Below are 15,052 nucleotides of genomic sequence, written 5' to 3' on the forward strand. Positions count from 1 at the left end.
GCGGACCACCGTCCGGGGGCGGCGGACCAGGACGTGTGCCGAAAGTGGCCCCGTCAGCCCGGAGGGCCGGACAGGCGGGACTTCCGCAGCACGCTTCAGTCGTGGAAGGTCTCGCCCCGTTCGGCCATCTCCACCAGCCGGGCGGGCGGCAGGAAGCGGTCTCCGTAGCGTTCGGCGAGCTCCCGGGCGCGGGCCACGAAGCCGGGCAGGCCGCCCTCGTACCCGTTGACGTACTGGAGGACGCCGCCGGTCCACGGCGGGAAGCCGATGCCCATGATGGAGCCGATGTTGGCGTCGGCGACGGAGACGAGGACGTTCTCGTCCAGGCACCGGACGCTGTCCAGGGCTTCGGAGAAGAGCATCCGCTCCTTCATGTCCTCGAACGGGATCGCGGCACCCGGCTTGCCGAAGTGCTCGCGCAGGCCCGGCCAGAGGGCGCCTCGGCGGCCGGACTCGTCGTACTCGTAGAACCCCGCGCCACCGCTGCGGCCGGGCCGTTCGAACTCCTCGACCATCCGGTCCACGACCGCGTCCGAGGGGTGCGGGGTCCAGGTGCCGCCGGACTCCTCGACGGCGCGCCGGGTCTCGTTGCGGATCTTGCGGGGCAGCGTGAGCGTCAGCTCGTCCATCAGGGAGAGGACCTTGGCGGGGTAACCGGCCTGGGCGGCTGCCTGCTCGACGGAGGAGGGCTCGATGCCCTCGCCGACCATCGCGACGCCCTCGTTGATGAAGTGGCCGATGACGCGGGAGGTGAAGAAGCCGCGCGAGTCGTTGACCACGATCGGGGTCTTCCTGATCTGGCGGACCAGGTCGAAGGCGCGGGCCAGGGCCTCGTCGCCGGTGGCCCCGCCCTTGATGATCTCGACCAGCGGCATCTTGTCGACCGGGGAGAAGAAGTGCAGCCCGATGAAGTCGGCGGGGCGGGTGACGCCTTCGGCGAGGACGGTGATGGGCAGGGTGGAGGTGTTGGAGCAGAGCAGCGCGTCGGGGGCGACGATGTCCTGGATCTCCTGGAACACCTTGTGCTTGAGGGAGGTGTCCTCGAAGACCGCCTCGATGACGGCGTCGCATCCGGCGAGGTCGGCGGGGTCGCCGGTCGGGGTGATGCGGGCGAGCAGCTCGTCGCGGGCGGCCTCGGTGGTGCGTCCCCGGGAGACCGCCTTGGCCAGCAGTTTCTCGCTGTAGGCCTTGCCCTTCGCGGCGGCCTCGGTGGTGACGTCCTTGAGGACGACCTCGATACCGGCCCGGGCGCAGGAGTACGCGATGCCGGCGCCCATCATTCCGGCGCCGAGCACGGCGACCTTGCGGACGGTGCGGCGCTCGACGCCCTCGGGGCGGCTGGCGCCGGAGTTGACGGCCTGGAGGTCGAAGAAGAACGCCTGGATCATGTTCTTGGCGACCTGGCCGGTGACCAGTTCGGTGAAGTAGCGGGCCTCGATGGTCTGCGCGGTCTCGAAGTCGACCTGCGAGCCCTCGACGGCCGCCGCCAGGATGTTGCGGGGTGCGGGCATCGGCGCCCCGGCGAACTGCTTCTTGAGGTTGGCGGGGAAGGCCGGGAGGTTGGCGGCGAACCGGGGGTTGGACGGGGTGCCGCCCGGAATCCGGTACCCCTTCACGTCCCAGGGCTGCTGGGACTCGGGGTGCGCGTCGATGAAGGCGCGGGCCCGGTCCAGCATCTCCTCGCGGGTGGCGGCCACTTCGTGGACGAGGCCGTTCTCCAGGGCGCGGGCCGGGGTGTACTGGGTGCCCTGGAGCAGCACCTTGAGCAATGCGTCGGCGATGCCCATGAGGCGTACGGTACGGGTGACGCCGCCGCCCGCCGGGAGCAGCCCGAGGGTGACCTCGGGGAGGCCGATGCGGGAGCCGGGCGCGTCCAGCGCGATCCGGTGGTGGCAGGCGAGGGCGATCTCGTAACCGCCGCCCAGGGCAGCGCCGTTGATGGCGGCGACCACGGGGATGCCGAGGGTCTCGATGCGGCGCAGGGAGCGCTTGATGGCCATCCCGGTGTCGAAGACGTCCTTCGCGTCCTCGGGCCGGGCGTGGATCATCTCCTTGAGGTCTCCCCCGGCGAAGAAGGTCTTCTTCGCGGAGGTGACGACGATGCCGCGGATGTTCTCCTTCTCGGCCTCGGCGCGGTCGGCGATCGCCGCGAGGGACCGGGTGAAGGCCTGGTTCATCGTGTTGGCGGACTGGTTCGGGTCGTCGAGGACGAGGGTGACGACGCCGGTCCCGTCCTCTTCCCAGCGGATGGTGGTGCTCTCGGTCATGGGTTCTTCTCCGTAGGCAGCGGGCGTGGCGGGAGGGCGGGGCCGGTCAGACGCGTTCGACGACGGTGGCGACGCCCATGCCGCCGCCCACGCAGAGGGTGACGAGCCCGTACCGCAGGTCGCGCCGTTCGAGTTCGTCGACGACGGTGCCGAGGATCATCGCGCCGGTGGCGCCGAGGGGGTGGCCGAGCGCGATGGCTCCGCCGTTGACGTTGACCTTGTCGAGGCCGATGCCCATGTCCCGGACGAAGCGGAGCACCACTCCGGCGAAGGCCTCGTTGATCTCGATCAGGTCGATGTCGTCGATGGTCAGCCCGGCCTTGGCGAGCGCCTTGCGGGAGGCGGGGGCGGGGCCGGTCAGCATGATGGTGGGCTCGGAGCCGGAGACGGCGGCGGAGACGATCCGGGCGCGCGGGGTGAGGCCGTAGCGCTCGCCGACCTCCTTCGAGCCGATCGCGACGAGCGCGGCGCCGTCCACGATCCCGGAGGAGTTGCCCGCGTGGTGGACGTGGTCGATCTTCTCGACCCAGTGGTACTTCTGCAGGGCCACCGCGTCGAAGCCGCCCATCTCGCCGATGGTGGCGAAGGAGGGCTTGAGGGCGGCGAGCGAGTCGGCGGTGGTGCCGGGGCGCATGTGCTCGTCGTGGTCGAGGACGACGAGGCCGTTGCGGTCCTTGACGGGGACCACCGAACGGGCGAAGCGGCCCTCCTTCCACGCCTCGGCGGCGCGCTCCTGGGAGAGGGCGGCGTACTCGTCGACGTCGCGGCGGGAGAAGCCCTCGACGGTGGCGATGAGGTCGGCGCCGATGCCCTGCGGGGCGAAGCCGGTCTCGAAGCTGGTCATCGGGTCCATCGCCCAGGCGCCGCCGTCCGAGCCCATGGGGACGCGCGACATGGACTCGACGCCACCGGCGAGGACCAGGTCCTCCCACCCCGAACGGACCTTCGCGGCAGCGAGGTTGACGGCTTCGAGGCCGGAGGCACAGAAGCGGTTCTCCTGGACGCCGGCGACGGAGTCCGGGAGTCCCGCCGCGATGGCCGCGATCCGCGCGATGTCGGACCCCTGGTCGCCGAGCGGGCTGACGACACCGAGGACGATGTCGTCGACGGCCGCCGGGTCCAGGCCGGGGAAGCGGGCGCGGATCTCGTGGATGAGGCCGACGACCAGGTCGATCGGCTTGGTTCCGTGCAGGGCCCCATTGGCCTTGCCGCGACCGCGCGGGGTGCGGATCGCGTCGTAGACGAACGCTTCGGTACTCAAGACAACAGCCTTTCGGAGGGCGGGATTTCGGGTGTGCGACGGACGGGCGTGCGGCGCCGGCGGGGACGCGTGGGGCGCTCAGGAGAGCAGGGAGCGGCCGATGATCTCCTTCATGATCTCGGTCGTCCCGCCGTAGATCGTCTGGATGCGTCCGTCCGTGAAGGCCCTGGCGACCGGGAACTCGGCCATGTAGCCATATCCGCCGTGCAGTTGGAGGCAGCGGTCGGCCACCCGCTTCTGGAGTTCGGTCGCCCACCACTTGGCCATCGAGGCGTGCACCGCGTCGAGCGTGCCCTCCGCGTGCTCGGCGATGCACCGGTCGAGGAAGGTGCGGGTGACGGCGCACTCGGTGGCCATCTCGGCGATCTCGAACCGGACGTGCTGGAGCCTCGCGAGCGGCCGGCCGAACGCCTCGCGCTCCTTGACGTACCGGGTGGTGATCTCCAGCAGGTGTTCGGCGGCGGCGATGCCGGCGACCGCGATCCCCATCCGCTCCTGCGCCAGATTGGTCATCAGGTGAAGGAATCCGCCGTGGAGTTCGCCGAGAAGGTTCTCCTTGGGGACCCGGACGTCGTGAAAGAAGAGTTCGGCGGTGTCCTGGGACTTCTGGCCGATCTTGTCGAGGTTGCGTCCGCGTTCGAAGCCCGCCGCGCCGCGTTCGACCACGAGGAGCGAGAGCCCCTTGGCCCCGCCTTCCGGTGACGTACGGGCGACGACGACCACCAGGTCGGCGAGGATGCCGTTGGAGATGAACGTCTTGGACCCGTTGAGGAGCCAGTGGTCGCCCCGGTCCTCGGCGGTCGTCCGGATGCCCTGGAGGTCGGAGCCGGCCCCGGGTTCGGTCATGGCGATGGCGGTGATGGTCTCGCCGGAGCAGAAGCCCGGGAGCCAGCGCCGCTTCTGCTCGGGGGTGGAGAGGCCGGTGAGGTAGGGCCCGACTATGTCGTTGTGCAGGCCGAGCGCGAGGCCGCTGACCCCCGCCCGGGTGAACTCCTCGGCGAGTACGGCGCTGTAGCGGAAGTCGTCGTTGCCGCCCCCGCCGAACTCCTCGGGGACGGCGAGGCCGAGCAGCCCCTGTCGGCCCGCCGCGCGCCACGCCTCGCGGGAGACGATGCCGTCCTTCTCCCACTGCTCGTAGTGCGGAAGCACCTCCTTGGCGAGGAAGGTGCGGACGGTCTCGCGGAACACGTCGTGTTCGGCGGCGAAGAGCTGGCGTTTCACCGGGCCTCCTGGAATGGGTGTCGGATGGTGTGCACCGGTCCCGCCCTCATCCGGAAGCCTCCTCCGGCGGCCGACCGAACGGCGCCGGCGCGCCCCCGTCCCCGTCGCCGACGCCGCCGCCGCCGAGCAGTTCCGGCACGCCCCACTCCGCCGCCACCGACGCGGCGCCGCTGCCGGGCAGGGCGGGGGCGGTGCGTACGGCGGTGGGGGTGGCGGAGAAGCGTGGGGCGGGGGCGGGCTGGGTGATCCCGGCATGCTCCACGAAGGTGGCGCGGGCGGCGAGATGCGGGTGGCCGGGGGCCTCGCGCAGGGAGAGGACCGGGGCGACGCAGGCGTCGGTGCCCTCGAACACCTCGGTCCACTCGGCGCGGGTACGGCTGCGGAACCGGTCCGCGACCGCGGTGCGCAGCTCCGCCCAGCGGGCGAGGTCCGCGCGGTCGGGCAGTTCTTCGGCGATGCCGAGGAGCGCCGTGAACTCGTCGTAGAACCGCTGTTCCAGCGGCCCGACCGCCATGGCCTCGCCGTCGGACGTCGCGTACGTGCCGTAGAAGGGGCAGCCGCCGTCGAGAAGGTTGGAGCCGCGCCGGTCCTGCCAGGCCCCGGCCGCCAGCATGCCGTGGATCATGGTGGCGAGGTGGGCGGCGCCGTCGACGATCGCGGCGTCCACGACCTGACCGCTCCCGCCGGGGGTACGGGCGTGCTGGAGGGCGGCGAGCACGCCGACCACGAGGTAGAGGGAGCCGCCCGCGTAGTCGCCGAGCAAATTGGCCGGGACGGCCGGGGGCTCGCCGGGGCGGCCGATCATGGAGAGGGTGCCGGTCGGCGCGAGGTAGGAGACGTCGTGTCCGGCGCGCTGGGCGAGCGGGCCCTCCTGGCCCCAGCCGGTCATCCGCCCGTAGACGAGCCGGGGGTTGCGGCCGAGGCAGGCGTCGGGTCCGACTCCGAGCCGTTCGGCGACCCCCGGGCGGTACCCCTCGATGAGGATGTCGGCGCGTCGGGCGAGGGCGAGGACGGCCGAGGCGCCCGCTTCCGTCTTGAGGTCGAGCAGGACGGAGCGCTTGTTGCGGTTGGTCAGGTCGCGGGCCGGGTCGATGCCGAGCACCGCCCCGCCGGGCCGCTCCACCCGGACCACGTCGGCGCCGAGGTCGGCCAGGAGCATCGCGGCGAACGGGCCGGGGCCGATGCCCGCCAGTTCGACCACGCGCACTCCGGAGAGGGGGCCGTTCCCCGACACAGCCATCAAGCCCCCAGCGGTGTGACACAACCGATGTAACATCGACGATGCTAAGAATGACCGCCGCTCCGCACAAGGCTTTTGGCCGAGCGACCGCTTAGTTTCCTCACCTCCCATGGTGCACCGTCACCCACCGTTCCGCCCCGAGTGCCACGCGTCATCCGCCGACCCGCCGCCGGAGTGGTTCACCTCCCCCCGGCCACGGGTCTACCCTCGGCTGCCACGCACCCGGAGCCGACCCCAGCGGAGGCGCACATGAAGAGGCACCACGGATCGACACGCCCCTACGACGTCGTCCTGTACGGCGCCACCGGCTTCGTCGGCACGCTGACCGCCGCGCATCTCGCGGCCCACGCCCCCGAGGGGCTGCGCTGGGCGCTGGCCGGGCGCAGCCGCGAGAAGCTGGAGCGGCTGCGCGCGGGGCTCATCGCGAAGGGACCGGAGCCCGCCCTGCTCGTGGCGGACGCCGACGACCCCACCGCGCTGCGTGAACTCGCCCTGTCCGCGAACGTGGTGGCCACCACGGTCGGCCCGTTCCTCCGTCACGGGAACACACTCGTCGCGGCCTGCGCCCGGGCAGGTACGGACTACCTGGACCTCACCGGCGAGGCCGAGTTCATCGACCGGACCTGGCTCGACCACGACGGGCCCGCCCGGGAGACCGGGGCGCGCCTGGTGCACGCGTGCGGCTTCGACTCGGTGCCCCACGACCTCGGCGCGTACTTCACCGTCCGGCAGCTGCCCGAGGGCGTGCCGCTGACGGTCGACGCCTTCGTCCGCGCCCACGCGGTGTTCTCCGGCGGTACGTTCGCCTCGGCGGTGAACGCGATGGGCCGGGGACGGCAGATGCTGGCCGCCGCCCGGGAACGCAGGGAGCGCGAGCCCCGGCTCACCGGCCGCCGTGTCCGGACCCCGCTGGGGACCCCGCACTTCAGCGGGGAGACCGGGACCTGGGCCCTGCCGCTGCCGACCGTGGACCCGCAGATCGTGGGCCGTTCGGCGCGTGCGCTGGAGCGCTACGGCCCCGACTTCCGCTATCGCCACTTCGCCTCGGTGAAGCACCTGCCCGTCGCACTGGGTGGCACGGCGGGGCTGATGACCCTGGTCGCGGCATCCCAACTGCCTTTTGTGCGTGCATGGATGACTGATCGTTACCAGTCGGGCGAGGGGCCGGACGAAGAGCGCCGCGGGCGGAGCAGTTTCACCGTGCGGTTCATCGGGGAGGGGGGCGGCCGGCGGGTCTTCACCGAGGTCTCCGGCGGCGACCCGGGGTACGACGAGACGGCACGGATGCTGGGCGAGGCCGCCCTCTGCCTCGCCCTGGACGATCTGCCGGAGACCTCGGGCCAGGTGACGACGGCGGTGGCCATGGGCGATGCCCTGCTGGAACGACTGCGGGCCTCGGGGCTGGGCTTCCGGGTGGCGGCCCGGCGCTGAAGCGTGCCCGGGGCTCCCGCTCGAGCCCGGCACCGAGCGCCCGGAAGAACGCCGGGAATCCGAACACCCGGAAGAGCGCCGGGAGTCCGAGCACCCGGGAGGGCGCCGGGGAGCGCCCCCGTCAGCCCGCCGCTTCCCGCAGTGCGCGCCGGCAGAGCGCGTCGGCCCTGCGGGTGGTCTCGGGCTGGCGGAACTCCCGGGTCAGCGCCAGGGTGTGGGCGCAGGCGGTGTCCAGCGTGGTGCGGTGGCCGACGGAGACGAAGACCGGCTTGGTGCCGTCCCGGGTGCGCAGGGCCCGGCCGACCTCCTCCGTACCGTCCAGCAGCGGGGAGGAGTCGCCGCGCTTCGGGCCGGGCGGTTCGTACGCGAAGGTGAAGGGGTTCTTGGCGACGCCGATGACGGGGAGTCCGGTCAGTACCCCGAGATGGCTGGCGAGTCCGAAGCGCCGGGGGTGGGCCAGCCCGTACCCGTCGCAGACGACGAGGCCCGGGTCGGCCGTGAGCGACTCCAGCGCGGCGAGCACCGTGGGTATCTCCCGGAAGGCCAGCAGCCCGGGAACGTACGGGAAGGTGACCCGGCCCACGGCGGTGGTCTCGGCGACCACGTCGAGCGTCGCGGCGTCCAGCACCACGGCCGCCGCGACGACGAGGTCCCGTTCGTCGTCGTAGGCGACGTCCACCCCGGTGACGTGGCCCGAGCCGGGGGCCGGTCCGGAGTCCTCGGTCACCACCCGGTCGCGCAGGCTGTCCTGGACGGCCCGCGCCTCGGCGGCGTCGGCGGGTACGGCGAACGTCGTCATGACGGCCGAGCTTAGACCGCGTCCGCCCCTGCGCGCCGCCCGCCCGGCGCGCGGGGGCGGACACGGCCCAGGGGCGCCGGAGTGGCCGCCGGAGGCTTTCCGCCCGAGGCGTACCGCGATGTCACGACTCTCCGCCGATGGGAGGTTCGCGGGCCCTGTCCTGTTGGCCGGGCGGGACGGCGGGACACGCGGAAGGGACGGGACGCACGGGCTGGACGGGCTGGTCGGGATGAACGGGATGGACGGGCGCTTCCGGGGCAGATGATCAGGCCCGGGGGTTTCGGCGGTGACGGAGCTCACGCCCCGGGTCGGTGCACGGATCGCGGTGTTCCGTCGTCTACTCCAGTTCCGGAGTCCGTTCGTCCAGCCGTGCGAGGGAGCAGGTCTTGTCCAGCCTTATCGAGCAGCCCGTACAGGCCCGCATGGTCGCGTCCGTTCCGCGGACGGCGACGCTGGCCGCCACCTTGCGGTACGACCGCGCCCAACCGTTCGCGGTCCGGATCGCGTTCCCGGCCAGGGCCACGCTGGAGGGCACGGACGTCTCGTGGGAGTTCTCCCGGGAGCTGCTGGCCCGAGGCGTGGACGCACCCGCCGGTCTCGGGGACGTACGGGTGCGGCCCTTCGGCCAGGAACGGACCGCGCTCGAGTTCCATGCCGCCGAGGGCGTCGCGATGGTGCACGTCCGCACCTCGGAGCTGCGCCGATTCCTCAGGCGTGCGCAGGAGTTGGTGCCCGCGGGCGACGAGCACCGGTTCCTGGACCTCGACCGGGAGCTGGCGGAGTTCCTGGGCGACAGCCACTGAGCGGGGTGCGGCCCGACCTGTCCCGTCATGGTGCTCCCCGGCCCCGCGCGGCCTGCTCCGGAGCCCGCCCGGAAGACCCCCGGGAGCGGCCCCGGCACCGGTCAGGCTTGGCGGAGGGCTTACCTACGCTTAACCTACGGACACGTAACCTACGAGGCCGTAGGTAAATCTCCCGTCCCCAGGAGCACCCGTGACGATCACCTCTCCCCACCTCGGCAGTTCGAAGGCGTGGACGGACGCCCAGCTGCTGTACGCGCTGGAAGAGGTGGTGGAGAAGGAACTCAACCGGCATCTCAAGGTCGCCAAGGACTGGATGCCCCACGAGTACGTCCCGTTCTCCGACGGCCGGAACTTCCCGGGCGTCTTCGACGACGGCGAGGCGTGGGCCCCCGACCAGTCCAAGGTCACGGACATCGGCAAGATCGCTCTCGTGGTCAACCTGCTGACCGAGGACAACCTCCCCAGCTACCACCACGAGATCGCCTCGCTCTTCGGCCGCGACGGCGCCTGGGGCACCTGGGTGCACCGCTGGACGGCCGAGGAGGGCCGGCACGGCATCGTGATGCGCGACTACCTGCTGACCTCGCGCGCGGTCGACCCGGACAAGCTGGAGCAGTTCCGCATGGCGCACATGGCGGAGGGGTTCGAGTCCGACAACCGGCACTCGATGCTGCACTCCGTCGCGTACGTCGCCTTCCAGGAGCTGGCCACCCGCGTCTCGCACCGCAACACCGGCCACCAGTCGGGCGACCCGGTCTGCGACCGGATGCTCGCGCGCATCGCCACCGACGAGAACCTGCACATGGTGTTCTACCGGAACCTCCTGGGCGCCGCCTTCGAGCTGGCCCCGGACCTCACCATGCAGGCCGTCCGGGACGTGGTCGTCAACTTCCGGATGCCCGGACACGGCATGCCCGGGTTCGAACGGGCCGCCGCGCAGATGGCGATCGGCGAGATCTACAACATGCGCATCCACCACGACGACGTGATCCAGCCCGTGCTGCGCTACCTGAAGGTCCTCAGCATCGACGGGCTCGGCCCGGAAGGGCTCCAGGCGCAGGAGGAGCTCGGCCTCTACATGGGCGGCCTGGACAGCGAGGCGTCGAAGTTCGACGAGAAGCTCGCGGCGCGCAAGGCCCGCATGGCGGCGCGAGGGCGCTGAGGCCCACGCGCCGGCCGCTCCCCGGCCCGCCACCCCCGCTTGCCACCCCCGCTCGCCGCCGTACGCACGCGCCGGGGCTCACTCCGGCGCGGTCCACTCCTCGTACGCGGCGTCCCGGACGTCCGCCGCGGGGTGCTGGCGCAGCATCCGCAGCTGGGTGCGCCAGGGCGCGGTCCACTCCGCGCTCCGGCCGCCGGCCACCGTGAGCGCGACGGCGAGCAGCCCCTGCGCGGGGTCGCCGCCGGTCGCGGTGAGCCGGCCCGCCACCGTGAGGAGGACGTCGGGGTCCGTGCCTCCGTGCCGCCGCGCCGCGACGAAGTGGCCGAGGAGGGTGCGGGCGGTCCTGGCGGCCAGCGCGGGGCGGCCGTCGTGCAGGGCGGCGAGGTGGACGAGGTCGGTGTGCAGGGTGTCGGCTTCGGTGGCGTACGGGTCGACGGCCCGGACCAGGAGGGCGGCGGCCTGCGGCACGGTGTCGCGGTGCGCGGCGAGGCGGTCCGCCGCGCCGACGAGCACGGCGCGCTTCGTCCCGGTCGGGTGCGTGTGCCCGCCGGACAGCGCCCGCACCAGGTGGACGAGGCGCTGGCGGCCCGGCCGGTCGCGGTCGGCGCCCGCGTCGTCCGCGGTGTCGTCGGTGGCCAGCAGGGTGAGCGTCCGGTTCAGGGCGTCGGCCGCCTCCGGGGTCGCCGCCGCCGCGTGGACGAGCGCGTCCGCCGCGTCGGTCCAGCCGCCCCGGGTGTCGAGGTCGGTGACGGCGGCGAGCAGCACCTCGCTCGCGCCGTGGGCCCAGGGCAGCCAGTGGGCCAGCACGCGGTGGGCGGCTGCGGCCAGTTCGGGGTCCCCGGTGGTGCTCACCTCCTGGACCAGCCGGGCGAACCGGACCCGGTGCCGCTCCGGCAGCCAGCGGGGGACGGTGCGCAGCACGGCCCCGCGCAGCACCGGGGTGTCGCTCCGGGCCGCGTCGGCCAGCATCTCCCAGATTCGTTCGCTGCCGAGCAGCACGTCGGCGAAGGCCACGCACGCGGCCCGTACGTCGGGGTGCTGGCCGGTTTCGCCGTAGGCGCCGGCCACCACCTCGGCCGCGCGTTCCAGCGGCAGCCGCACGGCGGCGAGCCGCACCATCTCCTTGCGGCCGGTGACCTTGCCGGTGCCGGGCGCGGTCCGCGCGGCAAGGACTCCGGCGAGGCGCGAGGGACGGACGTGGCGTGTGGCCCGGCTCGCGGCGAAGACGGCGACGCGTGCCCTGTCCCCGCCGACGTGGCCGAGCAGTTCGTCCAGCGCCTCGGCGGGGCGGTCGGTGCGGCCGAGGGCGGCGAGCGCGGTCTCGGCCAGCAGGACGTCCGGGGAGCCGGCCCACTTCCGCAGGGCTCCGGCACCCGCGCCCGGTACCGCCGCCAGCCGGGCGACGGCTCCCGCGCGGGTCCCCAGCGGCAGTTTCCTGTCGCCCGCCGCCTTCTCCAGTCCGCGCAGGGCGGCCTTCTGCTGCCGGGGCACCCAGCGGACGGCCTCGCGGTGGACCGGCAGCGTGCGGTCGGCCTCGCGGGTGGCGAACCTGCCGGGCGGCACCGGTGCGCCGAGTACCCGGTCCAGCAGGTCGGTGCGGCGGGCGGTGACGATCCGCCGGACGACGGGGAGTGCGATGGCGGAGGGGTCCCGCTCCAGGACCTGCGCGACGCGCGCGTCGCGCTGCCGTACCGGCCGCAGCCACAGGGTGATCGCCTCGCGGGCGGTGGCGGTGTTGCCGTAGCGGACGGCCTGGTGGAGCAGCTCCTGGAGTTCGTCCATGGCCTCGGCGCGGCGGCCTGCGGCCTGGGCGAGTGCCAGCACCAGCGCGTAGTCGGACTTGTCGGCCCCCGCCTCCAGCCAGGGCCGCAGCGCTTCGAAGACCAGGTGTTCCTGCCCCTTGCGCAGGGTGCGGTCGAGGCGTCCCAGGTCGGCGGCGCCGGTGGTGCCGGAGAGCCGGACGAGGGTGCGCAGGGACCAGCTGACGAGCGCGCGGCGGCCGGTGACGGCGTGCTCGCGCAGGACGGCCACCGCGAGGGAGGAGAGGAGGGAGCGGGTGGCGGCGGACGAGTCCCGGGCTTCGACGGCGTCGGTGGCGATCCGGTCGAGCAGGGGCTCCGAGGCGGCCGTGAAGAGGGCGGGCGGGGTGTCCAGGAGGGCGCGCAGCGCGGCGGTCCGCACGGGTTCCTGTTCGTTGCGCAGCCGCCCCATGTCGTCGAGTACGGCGTGGACGGTGGCGGGTTCACCGGAGCGTCCGGCGTTGCGGATCAGCAGGCTCCAGGCCGTCGCGCGGTCTTCGGCGACCGGCCGCCGGGTGGCGGTGAGGAGGCGTTCGCGTACTTCCTCGGCGGGCAGGTAGGACTCGGCGAGCAGGACGGTGTCCCAGGGTTCGCCGTGCTCGCGGGCCCACGCGGCCATGTTCCGGGCGGTCGCGGCGACCCGGTTGCGCGGCAGGGCGCCGAGCACGGCGGCGTCGACGGGTGTGCCGGTGGTCCCGGTGCCGTCCCGGCCGGTGACGGAGGCGTGGAACGCGGCCCGCCGGGCGGGCGGCAGGGCGCGCGTCAGCCGGGCGAGCGCGGCGGAGTCGTCCCTCAACGTCTTTCCGAGCGCGACCAGTTCCCCTTCGGGCGCGGACCGGGCCACGCGGCCCAGCAGGACGCCGCTGAGGACGCCGCGCCGGGGGAACTCCGTCCGGCCGGGACCGAGGAACAGGCGTACGAAGCGTCCCGGGTCGGCGTCGACGAGCGCACCCAGGTGGCGGCGGAGGACGAGGGGGAGCCGGGCGGGCGGGTACGTCTCCAGCAGGTCGAGGACGCGGTGCGGCAGCCGGTCGGCCGCCGTCGCGACGCCCCGCGCGTGCGGGGTCGACCACCATCCGGGTTCGCGCCGGTCCTCCGGGAGCGCGGCGAGTTCGTGGGCCGCCTGGTCGAGGTAGGCGCCGGGGTGGCGGCGCCCGAGCGAGGACCAGCAGGCGACGGCGTGGGAGAGTCCGGGCAGCAGTGCGGCCACGGTCTCCGGGGAACAGCCGGGCAGCATCCGGGCCGCCTCGGCGTCGCCCCAGGTGCGGCGCAGGGAGACGATCAGCCGGTCGGCGAGGGCCGTGCGGCGGCTCGCGACGACCGCCCGGATCAGGCGCAGGCGTACCGCGGCCGACGCGTCGGCCATCGCCTCCTCGAACACGGAGTCGGGCACGCCGAGCCCGTCCGCCACCCGCAGCGCCTGGCCACGGACGAACGGGTCCTCGTCGGCGATGCGCCGGGCCACCCATTCCCGGTCGCCGCCTGCCGCCGCCGCGAGGACGGCCACGCCGCGTTCGTACGGTTCGCCGTCCTCCAGCTCCTCCAGCACCGGCCGCAGCACACCGGCGTCGGCCAACTTCCGCGCACGGCGTGCCAGTTCCCTCATGCGGGCGGGGTACGGAAGCGGGTCGAGACGGTCGAGCAGGGTGCAGGCCAGTACGAGGGGACGGGTCTCGGTCATGGGGGGATTCTGCCGCCCACCCACCGATTCCTCGCCATCCTTTTACGGACCGTGACGCGGCCGGGCGGTTCGTACGCGTCCCGGAAACCGGGGCCGCACGCGTCCCGACGCCAGGGTCGTACGCATCGCCGAACCCGGCCAGGGCGCCGGGACGGTGGACGCACCACCGTCCAAGTCCGCCCACATCGCCCGGAGTTCCAGTGTGATTACTACGGTGGCGTTTCGGGATCGTGGCAGAACCACCGAAACACTGGCGCTCCCGGGAAGCCCGGACCAGACTGACGCCCGCACCTCGGCGCACCGCCCCCCACGCCCTCCGAGAAGGCCCCCACGCCCATGCCCGCTCCCCCCTCCCCCGGCGTACCCGCTCCGCTTCGGCCCCACGGGCCACGGAGGCGGTGCGCATGCTCCGCCATGTGATCCGGAAAAGCGCGGGCTGGCTGCTGATGATCGCCGTGGCCACCAACGCGACCTACTTCTTGGCCAGTTGGTTCCTCGATCCGCGATCGAACTTCAGGGAGCTGCGCCCCGCGCGCAGCGAGTCGCAGATCGACCGGGCCCTCGCTCCGTACAACCTGGACCCGCGGGTGCCGGTGGTGCACCGGTGGTGGGACTGGCTCACCTCGGTGGTGCTCCACTTCGACTGGGGCAAGTCCCCCACCGGCGTCCGGGTCAACGGGGAGATCGGCTACCGGTCCCTGGTCAGCGCCGAGCTGGTCCTCATCGCGACGGTGCTGTCCGTGGTGGTCGGGGTGGGGCTGGGGGTGTACACCGCCTCCCGGCAGTACGGCTGGGCGGACCGGGTCTCGCAGGCCGTGTCCATCGCGGTGTTCAACGTGCCCACCTCGGTCGCCGCGCTCGCGGTGGTCTTCGTCGCCATCTGGTTCAACCAGCACGCGGGCGTGCACTTCCTCCCGGTGGCCGGGGAGAACTCCCCCGACGTGGAGGGGGTGTTGCCGACGATCGGCGACCGCCTCCTCCATCTCGTCCTGCCGACGCTCACGCTGACCCTGATGGGTTACGTCGGTTACCACCTGACGCAGCGCTCGCTGCTGCTCGACACCATCGACGCCGACTTCGTGCGGACCGCCCGGGCCACCGGCCTCACCAGGGCCCAGGCCGTCCGGCGGCACGCCCTGCGGGCCGCCCTCATCCCCACGGCCACCTCCGTGGCGTTCAGCGTCCCGGCCCTCTTCACCGGCGCGGTCATCACCGAGACGATCTTCGGCTGGAACGGCATGGGCCGCTACTTCATCCAGACCATCAGCAAGAACGACGTGCACGGCGCGGTCGCCACGGCCGCCTTCGCCGCCGCGCTGACCGCGATCGGAGCGATCCTCGCGGACATCGCGACCGTCTTCCTCGATCCGAGAGTGCGGGTGAGCTGA

Annotated in this window: 10 protein-coding genes; 4 read left to right on the top strand and 6 right to left on the bottom strand. The window is 73.2% G+C overall.

Translation table 11 applies throughout. From position 1 onward, the window contains the following. Nucleotides 1–95: 95 nt before the first annotated feature. From ACFWEE_RS15670 to ACFWEE_RS15685, 4 genes are all read right to left on the bottom strand, one after another. On the bottom strand, nt 96–2,267 hold the full coding sequence (locus ACFWEE_RS15670) for a 3-hydroxyacyl-CoA dehydrogenase NAD-binding domain-containing protein (RefSeq protein ID WP_386889450.1): 2,172 nt from the start codon (nt 2,265–2,267) through the stop codon (nt 96–98). 46 nt (nt 2,268–2,313) lie between these two features. Next, nucleotides 2,314–3,528, bottom strand: a complete 1,215-nt coding sequence (locus ACFWEE_RS15675; RefSeq protein ID WP_386889451.1) for an acetyl-CoA C-acetyltransferase — start codon at nt 3,526–3,528, stop codon at nt 2,314–2,316. A 78-nt stretch (nt 3,529–3,606) separates the two neighbouring features. Beyond that, nucleotides 3,607–4,749: an acyl-CoA dehydrogenase family protein gene (locus ACFWEE_RS15680; RefSeq protein WP_386889452.1), complete on the bottom strand. Its 1,143-nt coding sequence runs from the start codon at nt 4,747–4,749 to the stop codon at nt 3,607–3,609. A 46-nt stretch (nt 4,750–4,795) separates the two neighbouring features. Continuing rightward, a complete protein-coding gene (locus ACFWEE_RS15685) occupies nt 4,796–5,989 on the bottom strand; it encodes a CaiB/BaiF CoA transferase family protein (RefSeq protein ID WP_386889454.1) in 1,194 nt (397 codons plus the stop codon). Between the two features lie 249 nt (nt 5,990–6,238). Here ACFWEE_RS15685 and ACFWEE_RS15690 point away from each other — a divergent pair, with 249 nt between their 5' ends. After that, on the top strand, nt 6,239–7,420 hold the full coding sequence (locus ACFWEE_RS15690) for a saccharopine dehydrogenase family protein (protein ID WP_386889456.1): 1,182 nt from the start codon (nt 6,239–6,241) through the stop codon (nt 7,418–7,420). A 121-nt stretch (nt 7,421–7,541) separates the two neighbouring features. Here the strand turns inward: ACFWEE_RS15690 and ACFWEE_RS15695 are convergent, their stop codons facing one another. Then, on the bottom strand, nt 7,542–8,219 hold the full coding sequence (locus tag ACFWEE_RS15695) for an endonuclease V (RefSeq protein WP_386889457.1): 678 nt from the start codon (nt 8,217–8,219) through the stop codon (nt 7,542–7,544). A 386-nt stretch (nt 8,220–8,605) separates the two neighbouring features. On the opposite strand from ACFWEE_RS15695, the gene ACFWEE_RS15700 reads away from it, so the two are divergent. Both ACFWEE_RS15700 and ACFWEE_RS15705 read left to right on the top strand, forming a co-directional pair. Then, nucleotides 8,606–9,022: an SsgA family sporulation/cell division regulator gene (locus tag ACFWEE_RS15700; protein WP_386889459.1), complete on the top strand. Its 417-nt coding sequence runs from the start codon at nt 8,606–8,608 to the stop codon at nt 9,020–9,022. Between the two features lie 190 nt (nt 9,023–9,212). Continuing rightward, nucleotides 9,213–10,184: an acyl-ACP desaturase gene (locus tag ACFWEE_RS15705; protein WP_386889461.1), complete on the top strand. Its 972-nt coding sequence runs from the start codon at nt 9,213–9,215 to the stop codon at nt 10,182–10,184. Between the two features lie 78 nt (nt 10,185–10,262). On the opposite strand, the gene ACFWEE_RS15710 is transcribed toward ACFWEE_RS15705, so the two are convergent. Continuing rightward, nucleotides 10,263–13,664 carry a hypothetical protein gene (locus ACFWEE_RS15710; RefSeq protein WP_386889463.1) on the bottom strand — a complete coding sequence of 1,134 codons (3,402 nt, stop codon included), beginning with the start codon at nt 13,662–13,664 and terminating at the stop codon, nt 10,263–10,265. Between the two features lie 404 nt (nt 13,665–14,068). On the opposite strand from ACFWEE_RS15710, the gene ACFWEE_RS15715 reads away from it, so the two are divergent. Next, the gene (locus ACFWEE_RS15715) at nt 14,069–15,052 is read left to right on the top strand and encodes an ABC transporter permease (protein WP_386889464.1); all 984 of its coding nucleotides are present in this window, start codon (nt 14,069–14,071) and stop codon (nt 15,050–15,052) included.

This window comes from Streptomyces sp. NPDC060184, from assembly GCF_042728795.1.
Classification (GTDB): domain Bacteria; phylum Actinomycetota; class Actinomycetes; order Streptomycetales; family Streptomycetaceae; genus Streptomyces.

What these genes read in the sequence shown, in the direction of transcription:
- ACFWEE_RS15695 (WP_386889457.1), bottom strand. Translation starts at nt 8,219, where the DNA reads ATGACGACGTTCGCCGTACCCGCCGACGCCGCCGAGGCGCGGGCCGTC.
- ACFWEE_RS15670 (WP_386889450.1), bottom strand. Translation starts at nt 2,267, where the DNA reads ATGACCGAGAGCACCACCATCCGCTGGGAAGAGGACGGGACCGGCGTC.
- ACFWEE_RS15690 (WP_386889456.1), top strand. Translation starts at nt 6,239, where the DNA reads ATGAAGAGGCACCACGGATCGACACGCCCCTACGACGTCGTCCTGTAC.
- ACFWEE_RS15685 (WP_386889454.1), bottom strand. Translation starts at nt 5,989, where the DNA reads ATGGCTGTGTCGGGGAACGGCCCCCTCTCCGGAGTGCGCGTGGTCGAA.
- ACFWEE_RS15715 (WP_386889464.1), top strand. Translation starts at nt 14,069, where the DNA reads ATGCTCCGCCATGTGATCCGGAAAAGCGCGGGCTGGCTGCTGATGATC.
- ACFWEE_RS15710 (WP_386889463.1), bottom strand. Translation starts at nt 13,664, where the DNA reads ATGACCGAGACCCGTCCCCTCGTACTGGCCTGCACCCTGCTCGACCGT.